The organism is Ruegeria sp. YTSA168 (assembly GCF_059610045.1).
Map to the genome: position 1 here is coordinate 40223 of NZ_JBXWMW010000004.1, position 25406 is coordinate 65628.

Sequence of the window (25406 nt, forward strand, 5' to 3'; positions counted from 1 at the left end):
GACCTCATAGCCTGAACCGCAAAGACAACGAGCGCCCATCACGCTCAAGCGTCATTTGCACCCGGCGCCCGGGATTGGTCAGGGCGCGAACCGCATCGCGCGGGCGCTCAATCCTGTCACCGTTGATCTCCCCCAAGATGTCCCCTGCGCGCAAACCCGCACGCGCACCATATGGGCCGGGGTCAACTACAACGACCCCGGTTTGCGACATGCGCAGGCCCAGATCAGAGGCCACTGCGGGATTGACCCGTGCAATCGTCAATTCGGGCAGCACGGTATCATCATTCAGAGTGGTCTCTTCCGCTTCCGGTATTTCCGGCGCTTGGATCAGGGCAACTTCGACTTCGGCGCTCTCGTCGCCGCGCAACCGGGTCAGGATTGACGTCCCGCCAACGCCCGCAACGGACATGCGGTACTTCATTTCAGCAGGAGAGTTCACCTCGTCCCCGTCCACATGGGTCACGACATCGCCAACCCTCAATCCAGATTCTGCCAAAGGACTGAGCTCATGCAGGTTTGAGATCACGACACCCGATGGGACGGCCAGACCCAGCGACTCGGCGATATCAGCGCTCATATGCTGGCCGGTGATCCCCGCCCATGGGCTGATGAAACTGTCATTGCCCGCCTGTGCCTGCCGAAGAAACTCGGCCACCAAATTCGCCGGAATGGCAAAGCCGATCCCGTTAGACCCACCCGACCGGGTCAAAATCGAGGTATTGATTCCGATCAGTTCGCCATTCACATCAATCAGCGCACCGCCGGAATTGCCGGGATTAATCGCCGCATCGGTTTGAATGAAGTAACCCCGCGCGTTGCCCGTGGCCGTTCCCGTACGTGCCAGCCCTGAGATGATGCCCGAAGAAACAGTCTGTCCGACCCCGAACGGGTTACCAATGGCCAGCGCAAGCTCACCCACCTCAACCTGATCGGAATCGCGCAAACTCAGGTGGGGTAAATCGGAAGCCTCTTCAAGTCGCAGGATCGCGATGTCGCTTTCCTCATGCCCAAGAACAACAGATGCTGAAAACTCCCGCCGGTCAGTTGTGACCACACGAATTTCTGTCGCCGAGCCTACCACATGGAAGTTCGACACAACATAGCCGTCGCCAGATAGGATTACGCCGGAACCCAGAGAGTTCTGCACGCGCGGCTGCGGTTCACCGAAGCCACCGCCGAAGAAATCCTGAAAGAACGGGTCCGAGAACAAGGAATTGGTACGTCCCTGTCGGATGATCTTGGCATAGATGTTCACCACCGCCGGCGCCGCCTGTTTCACAACCGGCGCAAAGCCGAGGCTGATTTCAGCCCGCGATTGTGGAACCTGTGTTTCGGCACTGGCAAAGGATGCCGATAGAATGGACAAAGCTAGTACTGTCGCACGAAGCATTCCGACCTCAACCTTCAGAGACCTGTAGGATATGCGGCCAAGCAGCAGCTATTGCAAGCACAGCACCCGCGACGGCCCTTAAGAAAAATAAAAACCCCCGCGTCCGGGACGCAGGGGTTTCACAATCAGCCGACGGGTCGACTTATTCTTCTGCAGCCTCTTCGGCAGCAACGCGGGCTTTGTCAGCCGCGCCTTTGGCATCGAGGTCACGATCAACAAATTCGATGATCGCCATCGGAGCCATGTCGCCATAACGGAAGCCCGCTTTGAGGATGCGGACATAACCGCCCTGACGCTCGGCATAACGAGGGCCCAGAACTTCGAACAGCTTCGCGACGTCTTTGTCTTCTTTCAGCTGTGCTGCGGCCTGACGACGGGCGTGCAGGTCGCCGCGCTTACCCAGAGTGACCAGCTTTTCGATGATCGGGCGCAGTTCTTTTGCCTTGGGCAGCGTTGTTTTGATTTGCTCATGTTCGATGAGCGAGCCAGCCATGTTTGCAAACAGAGCCTTGCGGTGCTCATGAGTACGGTTCAGGCGGCGGTAACCACGTGCGTGACGCATTTTCTAGTTCCTTCTTCAGCTTTTGCTTTGTCTGGCCGGCGATGCGTGTCACCGGCTCTCCTTGGGGCGGAAGTGCCCATATGGTCCCCGGATAGTCCCAATTTCGGGCCGGGCATTTGGGAAGACGCGCTTAGAACGCGTCTTCGAATTTCTTCGCCAGATCTTCGATGTTGTCGGGCGGCCAATCCTCGACATCCATGCCGAGGTGCAGACCCATGCCGGACAGCACTTCCTTGATCTCATTCAGCGACTTGCGGCCGAAGTTCGGAGTGCGTAGCATCTCGGCTTCGGTCTTCTGGATCAGGTCGCCGATGTAAACGATATTGTCGTTCTTCAGGCAGTTTGCCGAACGGACCGACAGTTCCAGTTCGTCCACTTTCTTCAGCAGCAGCGGGTTGAACTCCAGACCATCGTCCTCGTCCTGGCGGCCAGCCGATTCCGGCTCATCGAAGTTGACGAAGATCGACAGCTGATCCTGCAGAATGCGCGCAGCAAAGGCCAGCGCGTCTTCCGGCGTGATCGAACCGTCAGTGTCAATCTTCAGCGTCAGCTTGTCATAGTCCAGAACCTGACCTTCACGGGTCGGCTGAACGTCATAGGCAACCTTTTTGACCGGTGAATAGATCGCATCGATCGGGATCAGGCCGATAGGCGCATCTTCGGGCTTGTTCTTCTCAGCCGAAACGTACCCTTTGCCGGTGTTGACGGTCAGTTCCATGAACAGGTCGGCGCCATCGTCCAGGTGGCAGATGACGTGATCGCGGTTCAGAACTTCAATGCCAGCGCTTTCGCTGATGTCGCCAGCGGTGACAACTGCGGGGCCTTTGGCATTGATCGACAGGCGCTTGGGCCCTTCGACTTCCATGCGCAGCGACACGCCTTTGAGGTTCAGGATGATGTCGGTGACGTCCTCACGCACACCGGCAACCGAGCTGAACTCGTGCAGGACATTGTCGATTTGAACGCTGGTGATGGCCGCGCCTTGCAGCGAGCTCATCAGGACGCGGCGCAGCGCGTTGCCCAGGGTCAGACCAAAGCCACGTTCCAGCGGCTCGGCAACCAGGGTTGCCTGACGCGCAGGGTCGTTGCCCGGCTTGCCGTCAAGCTGGGTCGGCTTGATCAATTCTGCCCAATTCTTGTGGATCATGTAATCCCTCCATTCCTGTCCGCGCCCCATGACCAACAAGGTGCAGACGCCCGAGGTTCAAAATGACGTGCTGGGGCCGCGCAAAAACGCAGCCCCAGCTGAATTCAAAATCGCTTAGACGCGGCGACGCTTCGGCGGGCGGCAGCCGTTGTGAGCAATCGGGGTCACGTCACGAATCGACGTGATGTTGAAGCCCACTGCAGCCAGCGCACGCAGAGCAGATTCACGACCCGAACCGGGGCCCTGAACTTCGACTTCCAGCGTCTTGACGCCATGTTCCTGCGCCTTCTTGCCTGCATCTTCTGCAGCCATCTGAGCAGCGTAGGGTGTCGATTTCCGCGATCCTTTGAACCCCATGGTACCGGCAGACGACCATGAAATGGCGTTGCCCTGTACGTCCGAGATCAGGATCTTGGTGTTGTTGAAGGTCGAGTTCACATGGGCAACGCCCGATGCGATGTTCTTGCGCTCTTTGCGCTTAACGCGAGTCTTGTCACGTGCCATCAGTCAGACCCTCCCTTATTTCTTCTTACCAGCAATGGCCTTTGCGGGGCCTTTGCGGGTACGAGCATTGGTGTGGGTACGCTGACCGCGAACCGGCAGGTTGCGACGGTGACGCAGACCGCGATAGCAGCCCAGGTCCATCAGGCGTTTGACGTTCATCTGAACTTCACGACGCAGGTCACCTTCGACGGTGAAGTTTTCGTCGATGAATTCGCGGATTTTCAGAACTTCGGCGTCGGACAGTTCGTTGACGCGACGGGTTGCTTCAATGCCCACGGCTTCGCAGATCGCTTTGGCCGAGGTGTTGCCGATACCGGTGATATATGTGAGGGCGATAGGTACCCGCTTTGCAGTCGGGATGTTTACGCCGGCAATACGTGCCACGTGTCACTTTCCTTTTTTGTTGCGGTTCCGTAGCTCCAGAACCTTTTTTCACAACACTTGACCGTGGCAGTGAGGCCAGAGGGTCCAGCATTTATACGAGGTGGTCGGGGCAATTGGGACGAATCCCGCATGCGGTCTTGATTCCCTTTAGGGATGGGGGTCGATATGGGCTTTTGGCGCCGGCGTCAAGGATATTTGATCACTTCACTTGTCTTCAAGTCCTTCAATGTCAAACTTTGTGCCTTTAGCTTGAAAAATCCTCAGCCCATGCTGCGAAAACTCGGCTTCAATTTCTAGCTTCTTTTCCTCAAAGGGTCTCTAAATAGTTCGAACGACGGACCAGAGGACGACGAGAAATACGCCCAAAAAAACAAATGACACAAGCGAAAGATCACTAAAGGTATGAGGTGCAGCAAACCACTCGAAAAATAGCATAGCCGCTGGAAAGAACACGAGAAAGCCGACCAAAAGTACAAACGCACAAATGCGAAGTTCGAGCCGGAGGAGATTGCCGTACCTTGCGACTGAAATAGTCAGCGTCTCAGGTACGGCAATAGATTCGCGTCGGCTCAACCCAGAACGGCCTCGATCGAAGCGGTAACGTCACCAATGTCCGCCAGACCATCCACCGGGCGCAAATCACCCTTGGCGTGATAGTAGCCAATCAACGGAGCGGTCTTTTTGTAGTATTCCATCAGGCGGATGCGTACGCTGTCTTCGTTGTCATCTGCACGAACAGGCTGACCAGCGGCGCGGGCTTCTTCGGCGCGGTTGACGATGCGCTGCACCAGTGTTTCGTCATCTACTTGAAGCTCGATCACGAAATCCAGTGTCTCGCCCTTCTCGGCCAGCAAGGCGCCCAATGCATCTGCTTGCGCCAGGGTCCGGGGAAAGCCGTCGAAGATAAAACCACCTTCGGCACCCTGCTCCAGCTTTTCGCGGATCAGGCCGATCACGATCTCATCGGTGACCAGTTCGCCCTTGTCCATCACTTCGGCTACGCGTTTGCCCATTTCGGTGCCGCTGCTTTTGGCTTCGCGCAGCATATCACCGGTGCTCAGCTGAACCATGCCGCGTGTATTGACCAGATGGGAGGCTTGCGTCCCTTTACCCGCCCCGGGGGGGCCAAGAAGAATAATGTTCATCGACGAGAGGGTCCCTTCCTACCGCGTTTCTTGTTTTTACCGCGCAATTGGGACTTTTCGATAAGACCTTCGTATTGGTGCGCGAGAAGATGGCTCTGCACTTGTTGGATGGTATCCATGGTCACAGAGACGATAATCAGAACCGAAGTGCCGCCAAAATAGAACGGGATGGCGAACTGGTTCCGCAGAATCTCAGGCAGCAGACAAACCGCTGCCAGATAGGCCGAACCCAGAACCAGCACGCGGTTGACCACGTATTCCAGATATTCGGCTGTCTTTTTGCCCGGGCGGATACCCGGCACAAATCCGTTTTGCTTCTTCAGGTTGTCCGCCACATCATCCGGTTTGAACGACACGTTGAACGTGTAGAAATAGGCGAAGAACACGATCATCGCTGCAAAGAACAGCAGATAGAGCGGCTGACCCGGGCCAAAATTGGCCAGCAACCACGACATGATCGGCCCGTTGGTCGCCCCGGCCGAGAAGGTCGAGATGGTGACCGGCAGCAGCAGCAGTGAGCTTGCGAAGATGGCCGGGATCACGCCCGCCGGGTTGACCTTGACCGGAAGGTGGCTGGATCCGCCCTCATACACTTTCATACCGGCCTGGCGGCGCGGGTACTGAATGTGGATCTTGCGCAAGGCGCGTTCCATGAACACGACAAAGGTGATCACGGCGATCACCATGACAATCACGCCAACGATAACAGCAGGGCTGATTGCGCCCGAACGGCCAGAGGCAAAGAACTGCGCCAGGGCAGCGGGAACTTCGGCAATGATCCCGACGAAGATGATCAGAGAGATACCGTTGCCGATACCCCGCGCGGTGATCTGTTCGCCCAGCCACATCAGGAACATGGTGCCGCCAACCAAAGTGATCATGGTCGACATGCGGAAGAACAGCCCCGGATCGGTCGCCAGATCGCCCGATTCCAACGAAACGGCCAGGCCATAAGCCTGAACGGTGGCCAGCGCCACGGTGCCGAAACGGGTGTATTGGTTGATCTTCTTGCGGCCCTGCTCGCCCTCTTTCTTGAGTTGCTCAAGCGCAGGAACCATGGATGTCAGCAGCTGCACGATGATCGAGGCCGAGATGTAAGGCATGATGCCGAGGGCAAAGATACCCATTCGACCCAGCGCCCCGCCGGTGAACATCGAAACCATACCACCGATGCCCTGCCCCGCCTGTTCCATGAACTCGCGCAGCGCTTGTCCGTCGATTCCCGGCACCGGAATGAAGGTGCCCAGGCGATAGACAATCAACAAACCCAGCGTGAACAGGATGCGGTTGCGCAGATCGGTGGCTTTACCCAAAGCAGCCCAGCTTGTGTTGGCTGCCATTTGTTCTGCTGCTGATACCATAAATCGGTCTCTCTTATGCAAACGCCGCCCGGAACCGTTTTCCGGCTCGGACGGCGTCTTGGAAAACTCTGACGTCTATGTAAGCGGGTCTGGGCCCGCTCACAAGCGCTTACTCTGCCGCAGCAGCTTTTGTGACTTTCAGTGAACCGCCCGCTTTTTCAACCGCCTCGATGGCGGTTTTCGAAGCACCGGTCACTTCCAGGTCCACTTTGGCGGTGATTTCACCTTTGGCCAGAACGCGCACGCCATCCAGTTTGCGGCGAACCAAGCCGGAGGCAACCAGCGCGTCTTCGGTGATCGCGGCTTTGGCGTCCAGCTTCTTGGCGTCGATGAATTTCTGGATCAGGCCCAGATTGATAACAGCAAAGGCCTTGCGGTTCGGCTTGTTAAAGCCACGCTTGGGCAGGCGCTGATACAGTGGCATCTGGCCGCCTTCGTAGCCATTGATGGCCACACCCGAACGGGATTTCTGGCCTTTGATACCACGGCCACCCATTTTACCTTTGCCGGAACCCGGACCACGGCCAACGCGAGTGCGTTTCGGGTTTGCGCCGGGGTTATCGCGCAATTCATTCAGTTTCATTTCGCTTCTCCTAAGCCGGATGTGACCCCCGAAGCGTGATGGGCCAACCACGGCATTTCTTGGTTTTGATTCTCGTGGATGGAAATCCACCGGAGCGCTCTACAGCGTTGCGGCCTTTGATGCAAGGTTTGTTATCAGTTGGGGCGCAATGCAAAAGAGGCGCCCGAATGGCGCCTCTTTCACTGTGAGTGGTGGGGTGTTGTTAGGAGCAGTACGCGTGCTCGCGCGCGATATCCGCGATGTCGCAACGACGGACGCCAATATCGTCCAGCTCACGGTTGGTGAGACGCTGCAGCTCAGAGTAAGTGCGCTGATATTCCGCCGCGCGTGCGCGGGCCGCTCGAACGCGCTCAACCAGGTTCGCGAAACGGGCGCTCAGGTTGAAGCCGCCATGTGTAAGTGTAGCTGTATGTGCCATATCTCTATTCCTTTCTGTGCCGAGGCGTATTCCCCGGTTGTTTCCATGAGTTCCTTTGTGGATAAGGATCAGATAGGAGCGTTCGATATCGCTAACAACGTGCGTTTTGGTCTAGCCGGTATGCAAAAGCGGAATGGCAAAACAGGAGTTTGCGCGCCAAGCTACATGCGATGAATGTCCACTTTACGGACGAATACTGCCGTTGCGATCGCCGCTTCAAGTGCGAAATGCTATGAATTTTGGGTGAGCCAGCAGTTCGCAATTCAGAAACTGATAGATGTTCCGCACATTGCAAATGAATGCAGTCGGTGGCTATTCGGGGAATGGGGCCATCGAAAGAAATCGACGCTCAGCGAGGCGCAAGAACGGTTTGATGTGCCTGAATTGGTGATCATAGCGCGGGCGCTCGATGTTCCTGCGGAACACTTTTTCGATGTAGTCATTAAGGCTGTGCCACCTGGTGAACGGCTTTAATACCCTGATTTAAATCAATTATATCGAACATCACAAATGGTTATTGCTGCTTCGGGTGTGACCAAAGCATGACTTTCAGGACCCCCCCTAAACCCCATACTCAAAATAGAGACGGCTTCCCCCGAAAGAATCGTTGTGAAGCCGCTCAATGTACAAGCTATGTGTAGATAATGGGCCCAAGCTAGAACGAAATGGGCAAACTATAGGTCATTTCACACCACAAAAAGCTACATCATCATGTGGCTAACCACATTTGGAATGCCCGCAACTCCTGCAGGTCATGCAGCCCTCAATCATCACCATGTCATACTGCCCGCATGAAGGGCAGGCTTTGCTGCGTGGGGCGTCCATATTGACGACCTGCGCCTGGGGGTCGGATTTCAGGCCCATCCCCTCGCCTTCCAGAAAGCCGATGTTGATCATGTGCTGTTCGATGACACCGCCAATGGCGGCCAAAATCGAAGGGATATACTTGCCTCTCACCCAAGCGCCGCCGCGCGGATCGAAGACGGCCTTTAACTCTTCCACAACGAATGACACATCCCCACCCCGGCGGAACACTGCTGAGATCATTCGGGTCAGTGCCAGTGTCCAGGCATAGTGCTCCATATTCTTCGAGTTGATGAACACCTCGAAGGGGCGGCGCCGGCCGCCAATTACGATGTCGTTAATCGTCAGATAGATCGCGTGTTCGCTGTCAGGCCATTTCAGCTTGTAGGTCGACCCTTCCAGAGATTGCGGGCGGTCCAACGGTTCGGACATGTAGATCACATCGCCGCCGTCCATCTCATGTGGTGCACTGGCGCTTTCACCCGGTGCAGTGTCTTGGCTTTCGGAAACGGTCAGAACTGACCCAGTTACGTCGTTGGGCCGATAGGTGGTACAGCCTTTGCAACCCTGATCCCAAGCCTGCATATAGACGTCCTTGAACGCGTCAAAGCTGATATCTTCGGGGCAGTTGATCGTCTTGGAAATCGAACTGTCGATCCATTTCTGCGCCGCCGCCTGCACCTTGACATGGTCGGAGGGCGGCAATGTCTGGGCATTGACAAAATAGTCCGGCAACTCCGCATCACCAAACTTGTCGCGCCACATCTGGACGGCGTAGTCGACCACTTCTTCCTCGGTGCGCGAACCATCTTTCTGCAGCACCTTGCGGGTGTAGGCATAGGCAAAGACCGGTTCGATCCCTGACGACACGTTGCCAGCGTAAAGAGAAATCGTCCCCGTCGGTGCGATCGAGGTCAGCAGCGCGTTACGGATACCATGTTCGCGGATCGCCTCACGTACGTCTTCATCCATCTGCTGCATCGTGCCACTGGCCAGATATTTCTCGGCGTCAAACAAGGGGAACGCCCCTTTCTCCTTCGCCAAGTCGACCGACGCCAGATACGCGGCGCGGGCGATGGCGTGCAGCCAGCGCTCGGTCTGGCGCGCCGCCTCGTCGGACCCATAGCGCAGCCCCAACATCAGAAGCGCATCGGCCAGCCCGGTGACGCCCAATCCGATGCGGCGTTTATCCCGCGCTTCGGCCTCTTGTTCGACCAGAGGGAATTTCGATGCATCCACTACGTTGTCCATCATGCGGACAGCGGTCGCTACAAGCTCCTGTAGCGCGGCTTCGTCCAGATGCGCTGCGTCCTCAAACGGCTCCGCCACCAATCGGGCCAGATTGATCGAACCCAGCAGGCAAGCCCCATACGGCGGCAAGGGCTGTTCGCCACAAGGATTGGTGGCCGCGATGGTTTCGACGTAGCTTAGGTTATTGGCCTGATTGATCCTGTCTATAAAAATGACGCCGGGCTCGGCATAGTCATATGTGGCCTGCATGATCTTGTTCCACAGATCACGCGCCTGCACAGTATGATAGACCTTCCCATCGAACACCAACTCCCACGGGCCATCGGCCTTGACGGCTTCCATGAAGGGATCAGTCACCAGAACGGACATGTTGAACATGCGCAAGCGCGCGGGGTCAGATTTGGCGGTGATGAAGTGTTCAATATCCGGGTGATCACACCGCATGGTGGCCATCATCGCCCCACGGCGTGAGCCTGCGGACATGATGGTCCGGCACATGGCATCCCAAACATCCATGAATGAAAGCGGGCCAGAGGCATCCGCAGCCACCCCATGCACATCCGCGCCGCGGGGACGAATGGTCGAGAAATCATAGCCGATCCCCCCACCCTGCTGCATGGTCAGGGCCGCCTCCCGTAGCATGTCGAAGATACCACCCATGCTGTCCGGGATCGTGCCCATGACGAAACAGTTGAACAGGGTTACCTGACGCGCGGTGCCTGCGCCTGCGGTGATGCGACCGGCGGGCAGATATTTGAAATCCTCCAACGCATCGTAGAACTTGCTTTCCCACTGCGCCGGGTCTTTTTCCACCCGCGCCAGATCGCGGGCGATGCGCCGCCAACTGTCTTCAACGGTCTGGTCGATGGGCGTGCCATCCGCTTGTTTGAAACGGTATTTCATATCCCAGATTTGCTCGGCGATGGGGGCAGCAAAGCGGCTCATTGGTGATTCCCTATCTGAAAGAGACGTAAACACTACCCTAAATCACACCGCTGCCACAACACCTTGATGACAACACTCAGCAAGCTACAATATAAGGACAAGCCTCGGGACGACTCTGTGGGAAAGCTGTGGATAAATACATCAACCTCATCAAACTTTCAGTCGGGTCAGACAGCGTGGACACGTTGCAGGCGTGGCAGGACAGTCGCAAACCGCTGTATGAGGATGGCTGCCCGCGCCATGTCACCCGCATGTGGCCCAAGCGCGAAGCCGAAATCCTGAATGGCGGATCCATCTACTGGGTCATCAAGGGTATCGTCCAATGCCGCCAGCGCATCCTTCGGCTGGACGAGGTGCGCGGCGAGGATGGTATCCGACGCTGCGCCATAGTGCTGGACCCCGAGGTACATCGCACCCAAAACGCACTGAAACGCCCGTTTCAGGGGTGGCGCTATCTCAAACCCGAAGATACACCCGCCGACCTGCCAAAGAACCGCGCGCTGGAAGACGCCCTGCCAGATGATCTGAACCGCGCACTGGCTGAAATCGGCGTTCTGTAGCTACTGCAACCGCTCCAGCAATTCAGTCAGAACCGCTTTGTCTGCCGTATCAAGCGAAGCCACTCGACTGCGCCACAATGTGGCCTGCGATTGCAGGATCAGCCCATCTGACAGAACCTTAAGGTGGTTGGCTCGCAGTGTTTCTCCGGTAGACGTTATATCGGCAATTGCCTCGGCAGTTTCGTTCATCACCGTACCTTCGGTCGCGCCCTGGCTGTCGACCAGAGTGTAATCCGCAACACCCGCATCTGTCAGAAACTCGCGCACCAGCCGGTGAAATTTGGTGGCGATCCGCAACCGGTGGCCATGCACCTTGCGGAATGCGGCGGCCGCTGCATCCAGATCGTCCAACGTATCCACATCGACCCAGCACGCCGGGGTCGCAATAATCAGGTCCGCCCGACCAAAGCCCAGCGCTGAAATCTCGGCAACCTGCTGTTCCCAGCGCGGTAGCTTTTCCTGCACCAGATCGTTGCCGGTCACGCCCAGATGAATACGGCCAGAGGCCAGTTCGCGCGGGATTTCTCCGGCCGAGAGCAGGATCAACGACACTCCATCTACCCCGTCAACCGTTCCCGCATATTCCCGATCCGATCCGCTGCGTGACAGGGTAATGCCGCGCTTTTCGAACCACGAAAATGTCTTGTCCATCAACCGGCCCTTCGAGGGTACGCCCAGCTTTACAGTCATTGCGCGGCCTCCTCGATTTCCAGCATCAGGTCGGGTCGGATCACGCCGCCAATTGCGGGGATTTCAGACCCGTCACCCAATTGCCGTGTCAGCGCATCATAGCGCCCGCCCGTGGCAATCGGCGGCAGATCGGGTCGGCCCTCGGCATAGAAGCCAAAAACAAACCCATCGTAATACTCCATCGAGGTCCGGCCATAGGACGCCTCAAAATCCAACCGCTCGACATCCACGCCGCGCGCCTGCAACGCAGCAACCCGCGCTTCAAGTCGGTCCAGCGCCGAGGTGATTTGCGGCAGATCGACCGCCACATCCCGCAGCTGTTCCAGCGCAAAGGGCATCGTCTCGCGCACATTCAGCAGAGTTTCCAGCCCAACCAATTCATTGTCAGAAATCGGCGGCGCATCACGATCCTCGCGCAGGGCTTCGATCCGTTCGGCAATCTCGGGCGCGCGCCGTTTTCCGATCATCGGAAAATCAAATGCCATCGGGTCAGCAGAGTCCAACAGCGCATCGCGCCCTTCGGGCCCACGCTTGCGACCCGCATACCGATCCAGCAGCACCCGGAACCGGCGTGGCCGCCACAGATGGCGCATCAACGCGGCCTTTCGGCGGTCTGTTGTGCGCAACCCTTCGACAGCGGCGATCAGAATTCCAATATCCCCAGTCGCCGCGCGCAGAGGCAGCCCGCGCAATTGCAAAGCGATAAGCGAGAACACTTCGGCATCCGCCCCGGCCGGATCGTCGCGGTCAAACACCTCATAGCCGACCTGAATGTATTCGTTAGATCGGTCCGGGTCATGCTCCTGCCTGCGGAACACTTCGCCCGAATAGGTATAGCGCGCAGGCTCGGCCCCGTCGCGCATGTGCATTTGCACCACCGGCAAGGTAAAGTCCGGGCGCAACATCTGCTCGCCCCGCAAAGCATCCGAAGTGATGTAAGCGCGGCCGCGAATATCCTCGCCATAGAGGTCCAGCAACGTGTCTGCCGGCTGCAACAAAGGCGTATCCACCACCTGAGCGCCCGCAGCCTCAAAACGGACACGCATCATCGCGGCGCGGGCCTGTATCTGGGAACGGTTGGGCATGGGTCAGTCCTGACTGTCCAGAATTTCACGCACTTTGGCGACCAGATCATTGCGCGGCACTTCAAACTGGCTGGGTCGTTCCTTCCATTCCTCAAGCGTAGCGCTTTCGGCAATCTTGGCGCCCAGGTTCAGGTCCTTGATCTGAACGATCCCGTTGGCCTTTTCGTCACCGCCTTCGATCACTGCTATCGGAGAGTTCCGCTTGTCCGCATATTTCAGTTGATTGCCGAAATTCTTTGGGTTGCCCAGATAAACTTCAGCCCGGATACCCGCATTGCGCAGTTCGGCCACCATCGCCTGATAATCAGCCATGCGATCACGGTCCATGACTGTGACGACCACCGGACCTGTGGCTTGTGCGCTCAGGCGACCTTTTTCGCGCAGGGCGGCCAGCAGGCGATCAACGCCGATGGAGATGCCGGTCGCAGGCACTTCCTGCCCGGTGAATCGCTTGACCAGATCGTCATAGCGCCCTCCGCCAGCAACAGACCCAAACTGTCGCTTGCGGCCTTTCTCGTCGAAAATCTCGAAGGTTAGTTCTGCCTCGTAAACCGGACCGGTGTAGTAGCCGAGACCACGCACAACCGATGGGTCGATCTCAATCCGGTCAGACCCATAGCCGCCTGCATCCAGCAGCGCACCGATCTGCTCCAGTTCTATAATGCCGTCGGCGCCGATCTTGCTGTCGCCCACGGCGGCACGCAAGTTGGCCAGCGTACCGGCCGTATCACCAGCTTTGGACGTCAGGAAGGCAATGACCGGCTCGGCCTGATCTTCGCTGAGACCGACACCATCAATGAACGCACCAGAGGCATCCAGACGCCCTTTGGTCAGCAGCTCGCGGACACCGGCCTCTCCCACCTTGTCGAACTTGTCGATGGTGCGCAGGACATTGTCGCGGGCGGCAGCATCTTCGCCCAATCCCATCGCCTCCAGCACACCGTTCAGGACTTTGCGATTGTTCACGCGTACCAGATAGTCACCGCGCGGAATGCCGACGGTTTCCAGCGCATCCGACAGCATCGCGCAGATCTCGGCATCCGCAGCCATCGACGCCGTGCCAACTGTATCCGCATCACACTGATAAAACTGACGATACCGTCCCGGCCCAGGCTTCTCGTTCCGCCAGACCGGCCCCATCGCGTAACGTCGGTACGGCGTCGACAGGTCGTTGCGGTGCTGCGCATAGACACGTGCCAGAGGCGCGGTCAGGTCATAGCGCAAGGCCATCCAGTCGCCATTACCACCTTCGTCAAACTCCTGCCAAGCGAAGACGCCCTCGTTCGGGCGATCCACGTCAGGCAGGAACTTGCCCAGCGCTTCTACTGTCTCAACCGCACTGCTTTCCAAGGCGTCGAACCCGTAACGATGATACACGCCCGCAATCGTCCGCAGCATCTCGGTACGCTGCGTGACTTCCTTGCCGAAATAGTCACGGAACCCTTTTGGCGTTACGGCCTTGGGGCGGGGCTGTTTCTTGGGCTTGGCCATGTGGGGCGTCCTTGGGGCATAGTGTTCCGCGCGCGGTCTATCCCATGGTCTGTTTCGGGGCAAGGCGGGGTTTCTCTGGCCAGGGCGTCACAGGGTCGCTATGAGACGCCTGTAAGGAGAACCCAATGCAGCATCTGGAAGAACAGATCGCCCATCTGACCCGCACGGTGGAAGAGTTAAACTCGGTCGTCACAAGCCAGCAGAGCGAGATCGACCGCCTGACCCGGCGTGTTGAGATGCTGTTACAGCGCGAGGCCGAACGTGCGCAGGAAGGGTCCGGCGGGGTTGTCTTTGGAGACGAACGCCCGCCGCATTATTGATACATCAAAGGCCCAGCGTCGATCTGACGGCGTCGTCCACGACCCCGCCCAGTAGCGCGTCTTTATCCTCGGCGCAGCCCGCTCTCAAAGCGGCGATGAACGTCTCACGCAGCTGAGCTTTGTCTTCGTCTGAGCCCGCATGCTCAGTGATGTCGATCTGACGGTTGTAGATCGACAGCGCTGTCATCTTTTCGACGACCCCGTAGATAAACGTCTCATCGCCATCAGCCTCTTCCACCACCGTGGCGCAGGTGTGATACATGAGCGGCAGCGCATCCTGCACCATCTGTTCAGCTGCTTCGTCAGCATGGGCCAGACCTGGCAGAGCCATGCAAAAGCAGGCCAATACGGGTTTCAAGGTGTTCACACGCATCACACTCATTTCCAGTTATGTCCGATGAAGGCCCCGGCCACGCCACCAATAGCCGCACCCTTGCCATCGCCCAGCAGCGCGCCGACCCCAGCGCCGATCAAGGCGCCTTCGATGGTGTTCTTTTTCTTCTTGTCGTCCGCCATCCCAGCCGACGCCAGCGCAAGGGACGCCACAGCCGCTAGTGCAAGGGATCGTATCATCACAGCCGATATCTTCATAAGGAAACCCTCCTGCGTAATTCCAGAACCAATCTGCAAATCAGCCTAGCGGGGCGGGTCTGGTCTGGCAACAAAAGCCGGGGTTAGAACTCCTCGACCGACATGACGCCTTCCAGCGACTTGATCGCGCCTTTGATCTGCGGGTTAATCGGAAAAACCTGCCCCAAATCCATCTCAACTTCGCCCGGAAGGCCGGGATCCATCAGGCATAGTTGAATAGGCCCGCGTGCGGCGCCCTTGGCAGCGCTGGCCGCGTCATCCAACACTTTGGCCACAGTGGGCAGCACCTGAGGCTGATCCACAAAGATACGCAACCCGGTTGCACCAGCATCGGCCACGACAGAATCCACGGGTCCAACAGACCTGCCCAGCAGCTTCAACTGATCAGCCTCCATCGTCGCTTCGGCTGTCAGCACCACTTGCGCCCCGGTTTCAAGGAACTCGCGACACTTCTCCAGAGTGTCTGAGAACAGCGTGACCTCATAGGCTCCGGTCGGATCGGAGAGCTGAGCAAACGCAAAGCGATTGCCGCGCGCAGATTTCCTTTCCTGACGTCCGGCGACAACACCCGCCATTTTAGCAATCAACGGCCCCGAGCGTGCTTTTTCCATCACCTCATCCAAGGTCAGTACCTGCTTGCGTTTCAAAGCTGGCATATAGTCATCCAGCGGGTGCCCCGAGAGATAGAAGCCGATCGCCTTGAACTCCTCACTCAAACGTTCCGCAGGCAACCAATCCGGCGTTGGCGACAGGCGCGGTTCGGGCAGGTCATCGCCCGCTTCACCAAACAGCGACACCTGGTTCGAGTTTTTCTGTTCATGAATTGCGGCTGAATATTGCACCAGCGGGTCGAGACTTTCGAACACGCGGCGACGGTTTTTGTCGAGCTCATCGAAGGCCCCAGCTCGCGCCAGCATTTCAAGCGGTCGCTTGCCGACCCGTTTCAGATCGACCCGCCGGGCAAAATCGAACAGGTTCACGAACGGTTTCCCGCCTCGTCCTTCGACCACCAGGTTCATCGCCTCAACGCCCACGTTTTTCAACGCGCCCAACGCATACACCAGATGCCCGTCCACAACATCGAAAGTTGCCTGAGAACGGTTCACGCAGGGCGGCACATAAGGCAGTTCCAACCCCTTACGGACCTCTTCGAAGTAGACAGCCAGCTTGTCGGTCAGATGGATGTCGCAGTTCATGACCCCTGCCATGAACTCAACCGGGTGGTTCGCCTTCAGCCAACCTGTCTGATAGCTGACCACCGCATAGGCCGCCGCATGGGATTTGTTGAAACCATAATTGGCGAACTTGTCCAGAAGGTTCCAGACCTCGGTCGCCTTGGCCTCATCCACATTATTCTCGGCGGCACCTTTCAGGAATTTGGGCCGTTCGGCGTCCATCGCCTCTTGAATTTTCTTGCCCATCGCGCGGCGCAACAGATCTGCCCCACCAAGGCTATAGCCTGCCATTTCCTGCGCGATCTGCATCACCTGTTCCTGGTAGACGATGATGCCTTGGGTTTCGTCCAGGATATGATCAATCGAAGGGTGCAGCGTGTCCCGTTCGCTGAGCTTGTTCTTGACCTCGCAGAACTTGGGGATGTTCTCCATCGGGCCGGGACGGTAGAGCGCGACAAGGGCGATGATGTCCTCGATACAGTCGGGCTTCATTCGCTTCAGCGCGTCCATCATGCCCGAAGATTCCACCTGGAACACTGCCACCGTCTTGGCTGCGGAATAGAGCTTGTATGTCGCCTCGTCATCCAGCGGGATCGCGTTAATCTGGTTAACGGCTCCTTCCGCTGGTTCATACAACTCTGTACCATCCGGGGCGATGTGCAAGTCTCGCCCAGACTTGAAGATCAAATCCATCGCGTTCTGGATCACGGTCAGGGTTTTCAAACCCAGAAAGTCGAACTTTACCAGCCCGGCCTGTTCCACCCATTTCATATTGAACTGGGTCGCGGGCATATCGGATCGCGGGTCCTGATACAGCGGCACCAGCGCGTCCAGCGGCCGGTCTCCGATCACCACCCCCGCCGCGTGGGTCGAGGCGTTGCGTAAAAGCCCTTCGACCTGCTGGCCGTAAGTCAGCAGGCGATCCACGACCTCTTCGCTGCGCGCTTCTTCGCGCAGGCGCGGTTCATCTTTCAGCGCCTTTTCGATGGATACCGGTTTGACACCTTCGACCGGGATCATCTTGGACAGCCGGTCGACCTGACCATACGGCATCTGCAGCACCCGCCCGATATCGCGCACAGCAGCTTTCGACAGCAACGCACCAAAGGTGATGATCTGCCCCACCTTGTCGCGCCCGTATTTCTGCTGCACGTAGCGGATCACCTCTTCGCGGCGGTCCATGCAGAAGTCGATATCGAAATCCGGCATCGAAACCCGTTCGGGGTTCAGGAACCGTTCGAACAGCAGTGAATAGCGCAGCGGGTCAAGATCGGTAATCGTCAGCGCATAAGCCACGAGCGAGCCCGCGCCCGAGCCCCGCCCCGGCCCCACCGGAATATCGTGATCCTTGGCCCATTGGATAAAGTCCGCAACGATCAGAAAATAGCCGGGGAACCCCATGCCTTCGATGATCCCAAGCTCAAAATCCAGCCGTTCCTGATATTCCTCGGGCGTTACCGCATGAGGGATCACAGCCAACCGTTTTTGCAGCCCCTCATTCGCGATACGGCGCAATTCGGCGACCTCATCATCAGCAAATTTCGGCAAGATCGGATCACGACGATAGGCCATGAAGGCACAGCGCTTGGCGATCTCGACCGTGTTTTCGATGGCCTCAGGTAAATCGGCGAACAGAGTCGCCATCTCTTGCTGCGACTTAAAATAATGCTGCGCAGTCAGGCGGCGACGGCCTTCCTGTTGATCGACATAGGCACCCTCGGCAATACAGATCAGCGCGTCATGCGCCTCATACATGTCCGAGGTCGGGAAGTAGACGTCGTTGGTGGCAACAAGCGGCAGGTTCTTGGCATAAGCCATCTCGACATGGCCGCGCTCGGTCAGGCGCTCGGCCTCGGGCTGACCGTCCTCGCCGGGATGGCGCTGCAATTCAATATAAAGACGGTCCGGGAACATCCCCGCCAACCGATCCACCAGAACCTCAGCCGCTGGGCGCTGACCTTGCTGCAGCAAAAGACCCACAGGGCCTTCTGGCCCCCCGCTTAGGCAGATCAAACCCTCCGAGCGATCCGCAAGTTCGTCTAGCGTGACCTGCGGCAGCTGCCCGCCCTTGTCCACATAAAGGCACGAGCTTAGCTTCATCAGGTTCTCATACCCGACCTCCGACTGTGCCAACAAAACCAGCGGCGCAGGCGCCTTGGGCTTTTCCCCAGGCTGCGCCTGCACATAGGTCAGATCGACCTGACATCCCATGATTGGCTGTATGCCCGACCCGCTGGCCGTGACCGAGAACTCCAAAGCCGAGAACATGGAATTGGTATCCGTCACCGCAACTGCGGGCATCTCTGCCTTCTCGCAAAGCCCCGGCAGCTTTTTCAGCCGTACGGCGCCTTCCAGTAGGGAATATTCAGTGTGAACACGGAGGTGAATGAATCGGGGAGTACTGCTCATGTCACCTAAGCTACCTCAGCCGGACAGGCGGCAAAAGCCGGAACCGCAGCGTCGAAACGCCTAAATAATCAACAGCTATTATTCGGCTTTTTCAGAAGGTGCTTCGGAACTCCTCGGGCGGCACGACGAAAAATTGCTTTCATTACAAGCAACTATTCTGCAGATAGGTGCAACACACGTAAGCTGCGGATGTTCAATAGTGTATTATGTAGGCAGTTTTTCTTGCCAGATAAGCCATGCTGTTTCTAACATCACACGGCAAGCTATCCGCCCGCCACTCTTTCTACGTCGCATCGAAGGAGGGCACCGAAGGGCGCAACAGGGTAAGGCGACGGGTTTCTCGAATGAATATCACGTTTCTTCTGAACGGAGAGACAGTGGAGCTGACGGACATCAATCCGACAGCCACCCTGCTGGACTGGCTGCGCGAGGATCGCGGCCTGACCGGCACCAAAGAAGGCTGCAACGAAGGCGACTGCGGCGCCTGCACCGTCATGGTGACGGACGCAGATGGTCACAAGGCGCTCAATTCCTGCATCCTCTTCCTGCCCCAATTGCACGGCAAAGCCGTCCGCACCGTCGAAGGGGCCAATGGCCCGAATGGTGAGGTGCATCCCGTTCAACAGACCATGGTTGATCTGCACGGTTCGCAATGCGGCTTTTGCACACCCGGCTTTGTCATGTCGATGGTTGCTGGCCATACGAATGGCGTAACTGATCATGACACCCAGCTTGCTGGGAACCTGTGCCGTTGCACGGGCTATGCACCCATTGTCCGCGCAGCAAAAGCGGCTGAAGTTCGGCCTGTACCTGTCTGGGTGAAAGACAAACCGATCGAGACGCCAGCCCCTTCCCCGATATTACCGGGCTCATGCGACGAACTGGCAGTGGCTTACGCGGAACACCCGGACGCCACGCTTGTCGCCGGGGCGACTGATGTCGGCTTGTGGGTCACCAAGCAGTTGCGCGATCTCGACCCGGTGATTTTCCTCAGCCGCTGCGACGACCTGAAACAGATCACCATTGCAGATGACGAAATCCGCTTCGGGGCCATGGTCGATATGAACCGCATGGGCGAGGCGCTGGCCGATCTGCACCCCGCCTACGCCGAGATGATCCGCCGCTATGCCAGCATTCAGGTGCGCCATGCGGCCACCGTCGGCGGCAACATCGCGAACGGCTCTCCTATCGGGGACAACCCACCCGCGCTGATTGCTTTGGATGCAACTTTGCACCTTCGCAAAGGCGGCGCCCGCAGGTCCCTTCCTTTGGAAGATTTCTTCATCGACTACGGCAAACAAGACCGCGCTCCCGGCGAATTTGTCGAGGCCGTCAGTTTCCCGCGTCAGGCGGATCGACTGAAGGCTTACAAGCTCAGCAAACGGTTCGATCAGGATATCTCGGCCGTGTGCGGGTGTTTCAATGTCACCGTTTCAGAGGGCACGGTTACACAAGCGCGCATCGCGTTTGGTGGCATGGCTGGCACTCCGAAACGAGCAACCCATGTAGAGGCGGCACTCATCGGCAAACCTTGGTTGCGCGAGGTGATTGACGCCGCGCTGCCCGCGTTTGCCGAAGATTATTCACCACTTACGGACATGCGCGCCTCGGCGACCTACCGACTGGAGACCGCCAAAGCGATGCTGGAACGGTATTTCCTAGAAGATCTGGGCGAAGTGACCGACGTGCTGAAGGTGACGGCATGAGCGTGACCAAACCCCTCCCCCACGACGCTGCCCCGCTGCATGTGGCAGGTGCCGCGCGCTATGTGGATGACATCCCAGCGCCAAGGGGTACGCTCCATCTGGCTTTTGGTCTGAGCCCGATTGCCAAAGGCACGATCACCGCAATGGACCTATCGGCGGTGAAAGCTGCGGATGGCGTGGTGCAAGTGATGACGGCGGAGGATCTACCTTTTGCCAACGATGTCTCGCCCTCGATCCATGATGAGCCACTGTTGTCGGATGGCACGGTGCACTACATCGGTCAGCCCGTGTTTCTTGTCATCGCTACAAGCCATTTGGCCGCCCGCAAAGCCGCGCGTCTAGGCAAGATCAATTATGCCGAAGACACCCCGATCCTGACGGTCGAAGAGGCGCTGGCCGCCGACAGCCGGTTCGAAGATGGCCCGCGCATTTATGCTAAGGGGGATGCGGACGCAGCTATTGCAAGCGCAACTCATGTGATCGAGGGGACGTTTGAACTGGGCGGACAAGAGCACTTCTACCTCGAAGGTCAGGCCGCACTGGCCGTTCCGAATGAAGGTGCGGATATGCTGGTCCACAGTTCCACCCAGCATCCAACCGAGATTCAGCACAAGGTGGCCGATGCTCTGGGCGTTCCCATGCATGCCGTTCGGGTCGAAACCCGCCGGATGGGCGGCGGCTTCGGCGGCAAGGAAAGTCAGGGCAACGCCCTGGCCGTGGCCTGTGCCATCGCTGCCTGCGCCACCGGTAAAGCCTGCAAGATGCGCTATGACCGCGATGATGATATGACCATAACTGGCAAGCGCCACGCCTTCCGCATTGCCTACAAGGCCGGGTTTGATGAGAACGGCCATGTTCAAGGCGTCTCATTCCATCACTATGTCATCTGCGGCTGGGCGCAGGATTTGTCGCTGCCCGTCGCCGACCGTGCGATGCTGCATTCGGACAACGCCTACCTGCTGCCCAATGCTCGGATAGAGAGCCATCGTCTGAAAACCAACACCCAATCCGCCACCGCCTATCGTGGGTTTGGCGGACCTCAGGGCATGGTGGGCATCGAGCGGGTGATGGACCATGCCGCGCATGAGTTGGGACTGGACCCGGTCGAACTGCGCCGTCGGAACTACTATGAACCGGCGCATCTCGTGGCGGACCCGCCAGTACCGGAGAAACCGCTGGGCCACCCCGACCCGCATGAAGACCTGACCAGCCGTGGCGCGGTTGAAACCGGCAACGCCCCGGTGCGCGCCCTGCCCGCAGACGGCAACACGACGCCCTACGGCATGGAGGTCAGCGACTTCGAGCTGCACGGCATGACCGAAGCTTTGCTGAAATCCAGCGATTATGCCGCGCGTAAAGCCGCCATCGAAAAATGGAACACCGAAAACAGTGTGATCAAGAAGGGCATCGCCTTCTCGCCAGTCAAGTTCGGGATTTCCTTCACGCTGACCCATCTGAATCAGGCGGGTGCGTTGGTGCATGTGTATCAGGACGGCTCGGTTCACCTGAATCATGGCGGCACCGAGATGGGTCAGGGCCTGTTCCAGAAAGTCGCGCAGGTCGCTGCGTCGCGCTTTGGCATCCCGCTGGAGATGGTCAAGATCACCGCAACCGATACGGCCAAAGTGCCCAACACCTCGGCCACGGCGGCGTCTTCGGGCAGTGACCTGAACGGTATGGCAGTCAAAGCGGCCTGCGATACCATCATTGATCGAATGGCCGATTATCTGGCAGAGCGCCATCAGACCGACCCGTCGACGGTGGTCTTCGCCGATGGCCATGTGTCGGTCGGTGCAGAGCGATACACATTCGCCGAAGCCGCCGCGCTGGCCTATCAGGGTCGCATCAGCCTATCGGCCACCGGGTTCTACAAAACCCCCAAAATCGAATGGGATCGGATCGCGGGACGAGGTCGGCCATTTTATTACTTCGCCTACGGGGCCTCCGTCACAGAGGTCGCCATCGACACGCTGACTGGTGAGAACCGCATCCTGCGCACGGATATCCTGCATGATGCGGGCGCGTCGCTGAACCCCGCGCTCGACATCGGACAGGTTGAAGGCGGTTATGTGCAAGGCGCAGGCTGGCTGACGACCGAAGAACTGGTCTGGGACGGCAAGGGCAATCTACGCACCCATGCGCCCTCCACCTACAAAATCCCCGCCTGCTCGGACCGGCCTGATATCTTCAACATAGCACTTTGGGATGGTGAGAACCCAGAGGACACGATCTATCGCTCAAAAGCGGTGGGGGAACCGCCCTTCATGCTGGGCATCTCGGCATGGCTGGCCTTGTCAAACGCGGTCGCAGCTTGTGGCGATGGCTACCCGGCGCTGAACGCTCCTGCCACAGCTGAAGAGGTCTGGCGCGGCGTCCAAAGGATGAAGGGAGGCATCTGATGGGATTTGACCTTGAGGCTTTGAGGGAGGCGGTCAAAACCCACGGGAAAGTCACCCGCGTGGTCATCGCTGCGATCAAGGGATCGTCACCACGCGAGGTCGGAGCCGCAATGTTGGTTTGGCCCGAGAAAAACGGCGTTGGGCAAAGCGGCACAATAGGCGGTGGTGCACTGGAATATCAGGCCGCCCAAGCCGCGCGAAATCAAACCACTGCTTGCCGCCTGACCCATCACGCACTTGGCCCCGACATGGGGCAATGCTGTGGTGGCGCGGTTTCACTTCTCAGTGAGGTCTATGACCTTAAGGCGGTTGATACGCTCGACGACACGGTTATCGCGCGATCCGCATCCGAAGGCGCCATGCCGCTGTCCATCAAACGACTGCTGGCAGCTGCGCGTGGACAGGGCATTGCCCCTGAACCGCAACTGATCGACGACTGGATGATCGAGCCGGTTCACAAGCCAACCCGCCACCTATGGATATGGGGCGCAGGCCATGTAGGCCGAGCACTGGTTGACGTTCTGTCCCCCCTGCCCGAAATCGCGATCACCTGGGTCGACACCGGACCCGAGCGCTTCCCGACTTCAATCCCAGCAGGTGTCACCACCGTTCCAGCGGCCAAACCAGCCGAGCTGGTTCGCCATGCACCGCTTAATGCCGAGCATCTAGTGCTTACTTATTCACACAATCTGGATTTAGAGCTGTGCAACCGGCTGCTTACTCACGAATTCCGCTTTGCGGGGCTGATCGGCTCAGCTACGAAATGGGCACGGTTCCGGTCGCGTCTGGCAACCCTTGGGCATTTGCCTGAACAGATCAGCAGGATCACCTGTCCAATCGGCGATCCCGCTCTGGGCAAACACCCACAAATCATCGCCGTTGGCGTCGCCGCGCAACTTCTGCGTCCGGCCCGACAGACTGAGTTGAAGAAGGACCTGAGCGCGTGACCACTCCACTTTTAAGCCTGCAAGGGCTGACCAAGGCCTATCCCGGCGTCGTGGCCAATGATCAGGTGTCATTCGACATCGGTGAAGGCGAAGTTCACGCGTTGTTGGGCGAAAACGGCGCTGGGAAATCCACACTGGTCAAGATGATCTATGGGCTAGTGAAGCCGGACAGCGGCACCATGATGCTGCGCGGCCAACCTTTCGCCCCAGCGGAACCCCGCGCGGCGCGGGCAGATGGGATTGCGATGGTGTTCCAGCACTTCTCACTGTTCGATGCGCTGAACGTGGCCGAAAACATCGCACTGGGGATGGAGAACCCGCCTGCGATGGGTGATCTGGCCTCTCGTATCCGCGAGGTGTCGGAAACCTATGGGTTGCCGTTGGACCCCTATCGCACCGTGGGTGACCTGTCCGCGGGGGAGCGTCAACGTGTTGAAATCATTCGATGCCTTTTGCAAGACCCCAAGCTTTTGATCATGGACGAACCGACCTCGGTTTTGACCCCGCAAGAGGTCGAAATCCTGTTTGAGACGCTAAACAAGCTGCGGTCTGAGGGCACCTCAATCCTCTATATTTCGCACAAGCTCGAAGAGATCCGCACGCTGTGCGACCACGCCACAATCCTGCGTTTGGGTAAGAATGTGGGAGAATGCGTGCCGTCTGAAACTTCAGCCCGTGACATGGCCGAGATGATGGTGGGATCAACTTTGCAAACCCCGGAACGGTCTGGCCGCGCATTTGGCGAGGTCGCGTTGGATGTGAGCGGTTTGTCGGTGCCTTCCCCTTCGGAATTCGGAACCGCGCTGAAGAACGTCCACATGACCGTCCGCAAAGGCGAGGTTCTGGGGATCGGTGGCGTCGCTGGGAACGGGCAGGATGAATTGCTGGGCGTGTTGTCTGGTGAAATCCAAACCGCCGCTGATGCGATCAAGTTCAACGGCCAACCGATTGGCAAGCTGGGCCCCACCGCGCGTCGCAAGCTGGGCGTGCTGACCGCGCCCGAGGAACGGCTGGGTCATGCCGCCGCACCCGATATGAGCCTGACGGAAAACGCCCTGCTCACGGGATCGGTAAGGGAAGGGCTGGAGAACAACGGTTTTCTGAAATGGGCCGATACTAAGAGCTTTGCTGAGAAAATCATCAGCGCGTTCGATGTGCGCACGCCGGGACCCGAAAACGCCGCGCGGTCGCTGTCAGGGGGAAACCTGCAGAAATTCGTAATTGGTCGTGAGGTGCTGCAAAACCCGGATGTTCTGGTGGTGAACCAGCCCACATGGGGCGTTGATGCGGCCGCTGCGGCGTCGATCCGGCAAGCCATTTTGGACCTGGCGGCCAAAGGAACCGCCGTCATTTGTATCTCGCAAGACCTGGATGAGTTGATGGAAATCTCGGACAGTTTCGCCGCGTTGAACGAAGGCCGGCTGAGCGCCCCGCGCGAGACCACGGGCCTGACGGTCGACGAGATTGGCCTGATGATGGGCGGCGCGCATGGCATGGAGGTGGCCCATGTGTGATCCGATATCCGACTTTGGCGAGACT

Annotated in this window: 22 protein-coding genes; 6 read left to right on the forward strand and 16 right to left on the reverse strand. The window is 58.2% G+C overall.

The genetic code is table 11. The features are described from left to right. Positions 1-4: 4 nt before the first annotated feature. The 10 genes from AC2FFE_RS09475 to AC2FFE_RS09520 form a co-directional block, all read right to left on the reverse strand. Entirely contained in the window at positions 5-1390 is a 1386-nt protein-coding gene (locus tag AC2FFE_RS09475; RefSeq protein ID WP_496846495.1) for a trypsin-like peptidase domain-containing protein, read from the reverse strand. A gap of 142 nt (positions 1391-1532) precedes the next feature. Continuing rightward, positions 1533-1952, reverse strand: coding sequence for a 50S ribosomal protein L17 (gene rplQ / locus AC2FFE_RS09480; RefSeq protein WP_496819167.1), 420 nt, complete (start codon positions 1950-1952; stop codon positions 1533-1535). Between the two features lie 130 nt (positions 1953-2082). Beyond that, positions 2083-3099: a DNA-directed RNA polymerase subunit alpha gene (locus tag AC2FFE_RS09485; RefSeq protein ID WP_010437127.1), complete on the reverse strand. Its 1017-nt coding sequence runs from the start codon at positions 3097-3099 to the stop codon at positions 2083-2085. A gap of 114 nt (positions 3100-3213) precedes the next feature. After that, complete coding sequence (gene rpsK / locus AC2FFE_RS09490) at positions 3214-3603, reverse strand: 30S ribosomal protein S11 (protein WP_008757289.1); 390 nt, start codon at positions 3601-3603, stop codon at positions 3214-3216. Between the two features lie 15 nt (positions 3604-3618). Further along, positions 3619-3987, reverse strand: coding sequence for a 30S ribosomal protein S13 (gene rpsM / locus AC2FFE_RS09495; RefSeq protein ID WP_170377641.1), 369 nt, complete (start codon positions 3985-3987; stop codon positions 3619-3621). A gap of 569 nt (positions 3988-4556) precedes the next feature. Then, positions 4557-5132, reverse strand: a complete 576-nt coding sequence (locus tag AC2FFE_RS09500) for an adenylate kinase (protein WP_480545392.1) — start codon at positions 5130-5132, stop codon at positions 4557-4559. Further along, the gene (gene secY, locus AC2FFE_RS09505) at positions 5129-6493 is read right to left on the reverse strand and encodes a preprotein translocase subunit SecY (protein WP_496819166.1); all 1365 of its coding nucleotides are present in this window, start codon (positions 6491-6493) and stop codon (positions 5129-5131) included. The genes AC2FFE_RS09500 and secY overlap by 4 nt, the downstream gene beginning before the upstream one ends. 109 nt (positions 6494-6602) lie before the next feature. Continuing rightward, positions 6603-7076: a 50S ribosomal protein L15 gene (gene rplO / locus AC2FFE_RS09510; protein WP_496819165.1), complete on the reverse strand. Its 474-nt coding sequence runs from the start codon at positions 7074-7076 to the stop codon at positions 6603-6605. Positions 7077-7278: 202 nt separating this feature from the next. After that, the gene (locus tag AC2FFE_RS09515; RefSeq protein ID WP_496819164.1) at positions 7279-7494 is read right to left on the reverse strand and encodes a DUF1127 domain-containing protein; all 216 of its coding nucleotides are present in this window, start codon (positions 7492-7494) and stop codon (positions 7279-7281) included. A gap of 717 nt (positions 7495-8211) precedes the next feature. Continuing rightward, positions 8212-10494: an adenosylcobalamin-dependent ribonucleoside-diphosphate reductase gene (locus AC2FFE_RS09520; protein ID WP_496846496.1), complete on the reverse strand. Its 2283-nt coding sequence runs from the start codon at positions 10492-10494 to the stop codon at positions 8212-8214. A gap of 128 nt (positions 10495-10622) precedes the next feature. Here AC2FFE_RS09520 and AC2FFE_RS09525 point away from each other — a divergent pair, with 128 nt between their 5' ends. Then, positions 10623-11054 carry a DUF1489 family protein gene (locus tag AC2FFE_RS09525; protein ID WP_496819161.1) on the forward strand — a complete coding sequence of 144 codons (432 nt, stop codon included), beginning with the start codon at positions 10623-10625 and terminating at the stop codon, positions 11052-11054. Here the strand turns inward: AC2FFE_RS09525 and hisG are convergent, their stop codons facing one another. The 3 genes from hisG to hisS are packed head-to-tail and all read right to left on the reverse strand — an operon-like array spanning position 11055 to position 14320. After that, positions 11055-11744: an ATP phosphoribosyltransferase gene (gene hisG, locus AC2FFE_RS09530; protein WP_496846497.1), complete on the reverse strand. Its 690-nt coding sequence runs from the start codon at positions 11742-11744 to the stop codon at positions 11055-11057. Further along, entirely contained in the window at positions 11741-12829 is a 1089-nt protein-coding gene (locus AC2FFE_RS09535; RefSeq protein WP_496846498.1) for an ATP phosphoribosyltransferase regulatory subunit, read from the reverse strand. Before AC2FFE_RS09535 ends, hisG begins: the two co-directional genes overlap by 4 nt. A gap of 3 nt (positions 12830-12832) precedes the next feature. Next, entirely contained in the window at positions 12833-14320 is a 1488-nt protein-coding gene (gene hisS / locus AC2FFE_RS09540) for a histidine--tRNA ligase (RefSeq protein ID WP_496846499.1), read from the reverse strand. A 125-nt stretch (positions 14321-14445) separates the two neighbouring features. Between hisS and AC2FFE_RS09545 the strand changes: the two genes are divergently transcribed. Continuing rightward, positions 14446-14640 (forward strand): SlyX family protein, encoded by a 195-nt coding sequence (locus AC2FFE_RS09545; protein ID WP_496819157.1) that lies wholly within the window; start codon positions 14446-14448, stop codon positions 14638-14640. Between the two features lie 4 nt (positions 14641-14644). On the opposite strand, the gene AC2FFE_RS09550 is transcribed toward AC2FFE_RS09545, so the two are convergent. From AC2FFE_RS09550 to dnaE, 3 genes are all read right to left on the reverse strand, one after another. After that, positions 14645-15013, reverse strand: a complete 369-nt coding sequence (locus tag AC2FFE_RS09550; protein WP_496846500.1) for a hypothetical protein — start codon at positions 15011-15013, stop codon at positions 14645-14647. Between the two features lie 5 nt (positions 15014-15018). Beyond that, positions 15019-15231 (reverse strand): YMGG-like glycine zipper-containing protein, encoded by a 213-nt coding sequence (locus AC2FFE_RS09555; RefSeq protein WP_496819155.1) that lies wholly within the window; start codon positions 15229-15231, stop codon positions 15019-15021. Positions 15232-15314: 83 nt separating this feature from the next. Beyond that, entirely contained in the window at positions 15315-18815 is a 3501-nt protein-coding gene (dnaE, locus tag AC2FFE_RS09560) for a DNA polymerase III subunit alpha (RefSeq protein WP_496846501.1), read from the reverse strand. Between the two features lie 344 nt (positions 18816-19159). On the opposite strand from dnaE, the gene xdhA reads away from it, so the two are divergent. Genes xdhA through AC2FFE_RS09580 form a run of 4 tightly spaced genes read left to right on the forward strand, consistent with a single transcriptional unit; the run spans position 19160 to position 25381 of the window. Beyond that, on the forward strand, positions 19160-20521 hold the full coding sequence (gene xdhA / locus AC2FFE_RS09565; protein WP_496819153.1) for a xanthine dehydrogenase small subunit: 1362 nt from the start codon (positions 19160-19162) through the stop codon (positions 20519-20521). After that, entirely contained in the window at positions 20518-22920 is a 2403-nt protein-coding gene (xdhB, locus tag AC2FFE_RS09570) for a xanthine dehydrogenase molybdopterin binding subunit (protein ID WP_496846502.1), read from the forward strand. Before xdhA ends, xdhB begins: the two co-directional genes overlap by 4 nt. Beyond that, a complete protein-coding gene (gene xdhC, locus AC2FFE_RS09575) occupies positions 22920-23867 on the forward strand; it encodes a xanthine dehydrogenase accessory protein XdhC (RefSeq protein WP_496846503.1) in 948 nt (315 codons plus the stop codon). Before xdhB ends, xdhC begins: the two co-directional genes overlap by 1 nt. Beyond that, positions 23864-25381 carry an ABC transporter ATP-binding protein gene (locus AC2FFE_RS09580; protein ID WP_496846504.1) on the forward strand — a complete coding sequence of 506 codons (1518 nt, stop codon included), beginning with the start codon at positions 23864-23866 and terminating at the stop codon, positions 25379-25381. Before xdhC ends, AC2FFE_RS09580 begins: the two co-directional genes overlap by 4 nt. Positions 25382-25406: the final 25 nt, after the last annotated feature.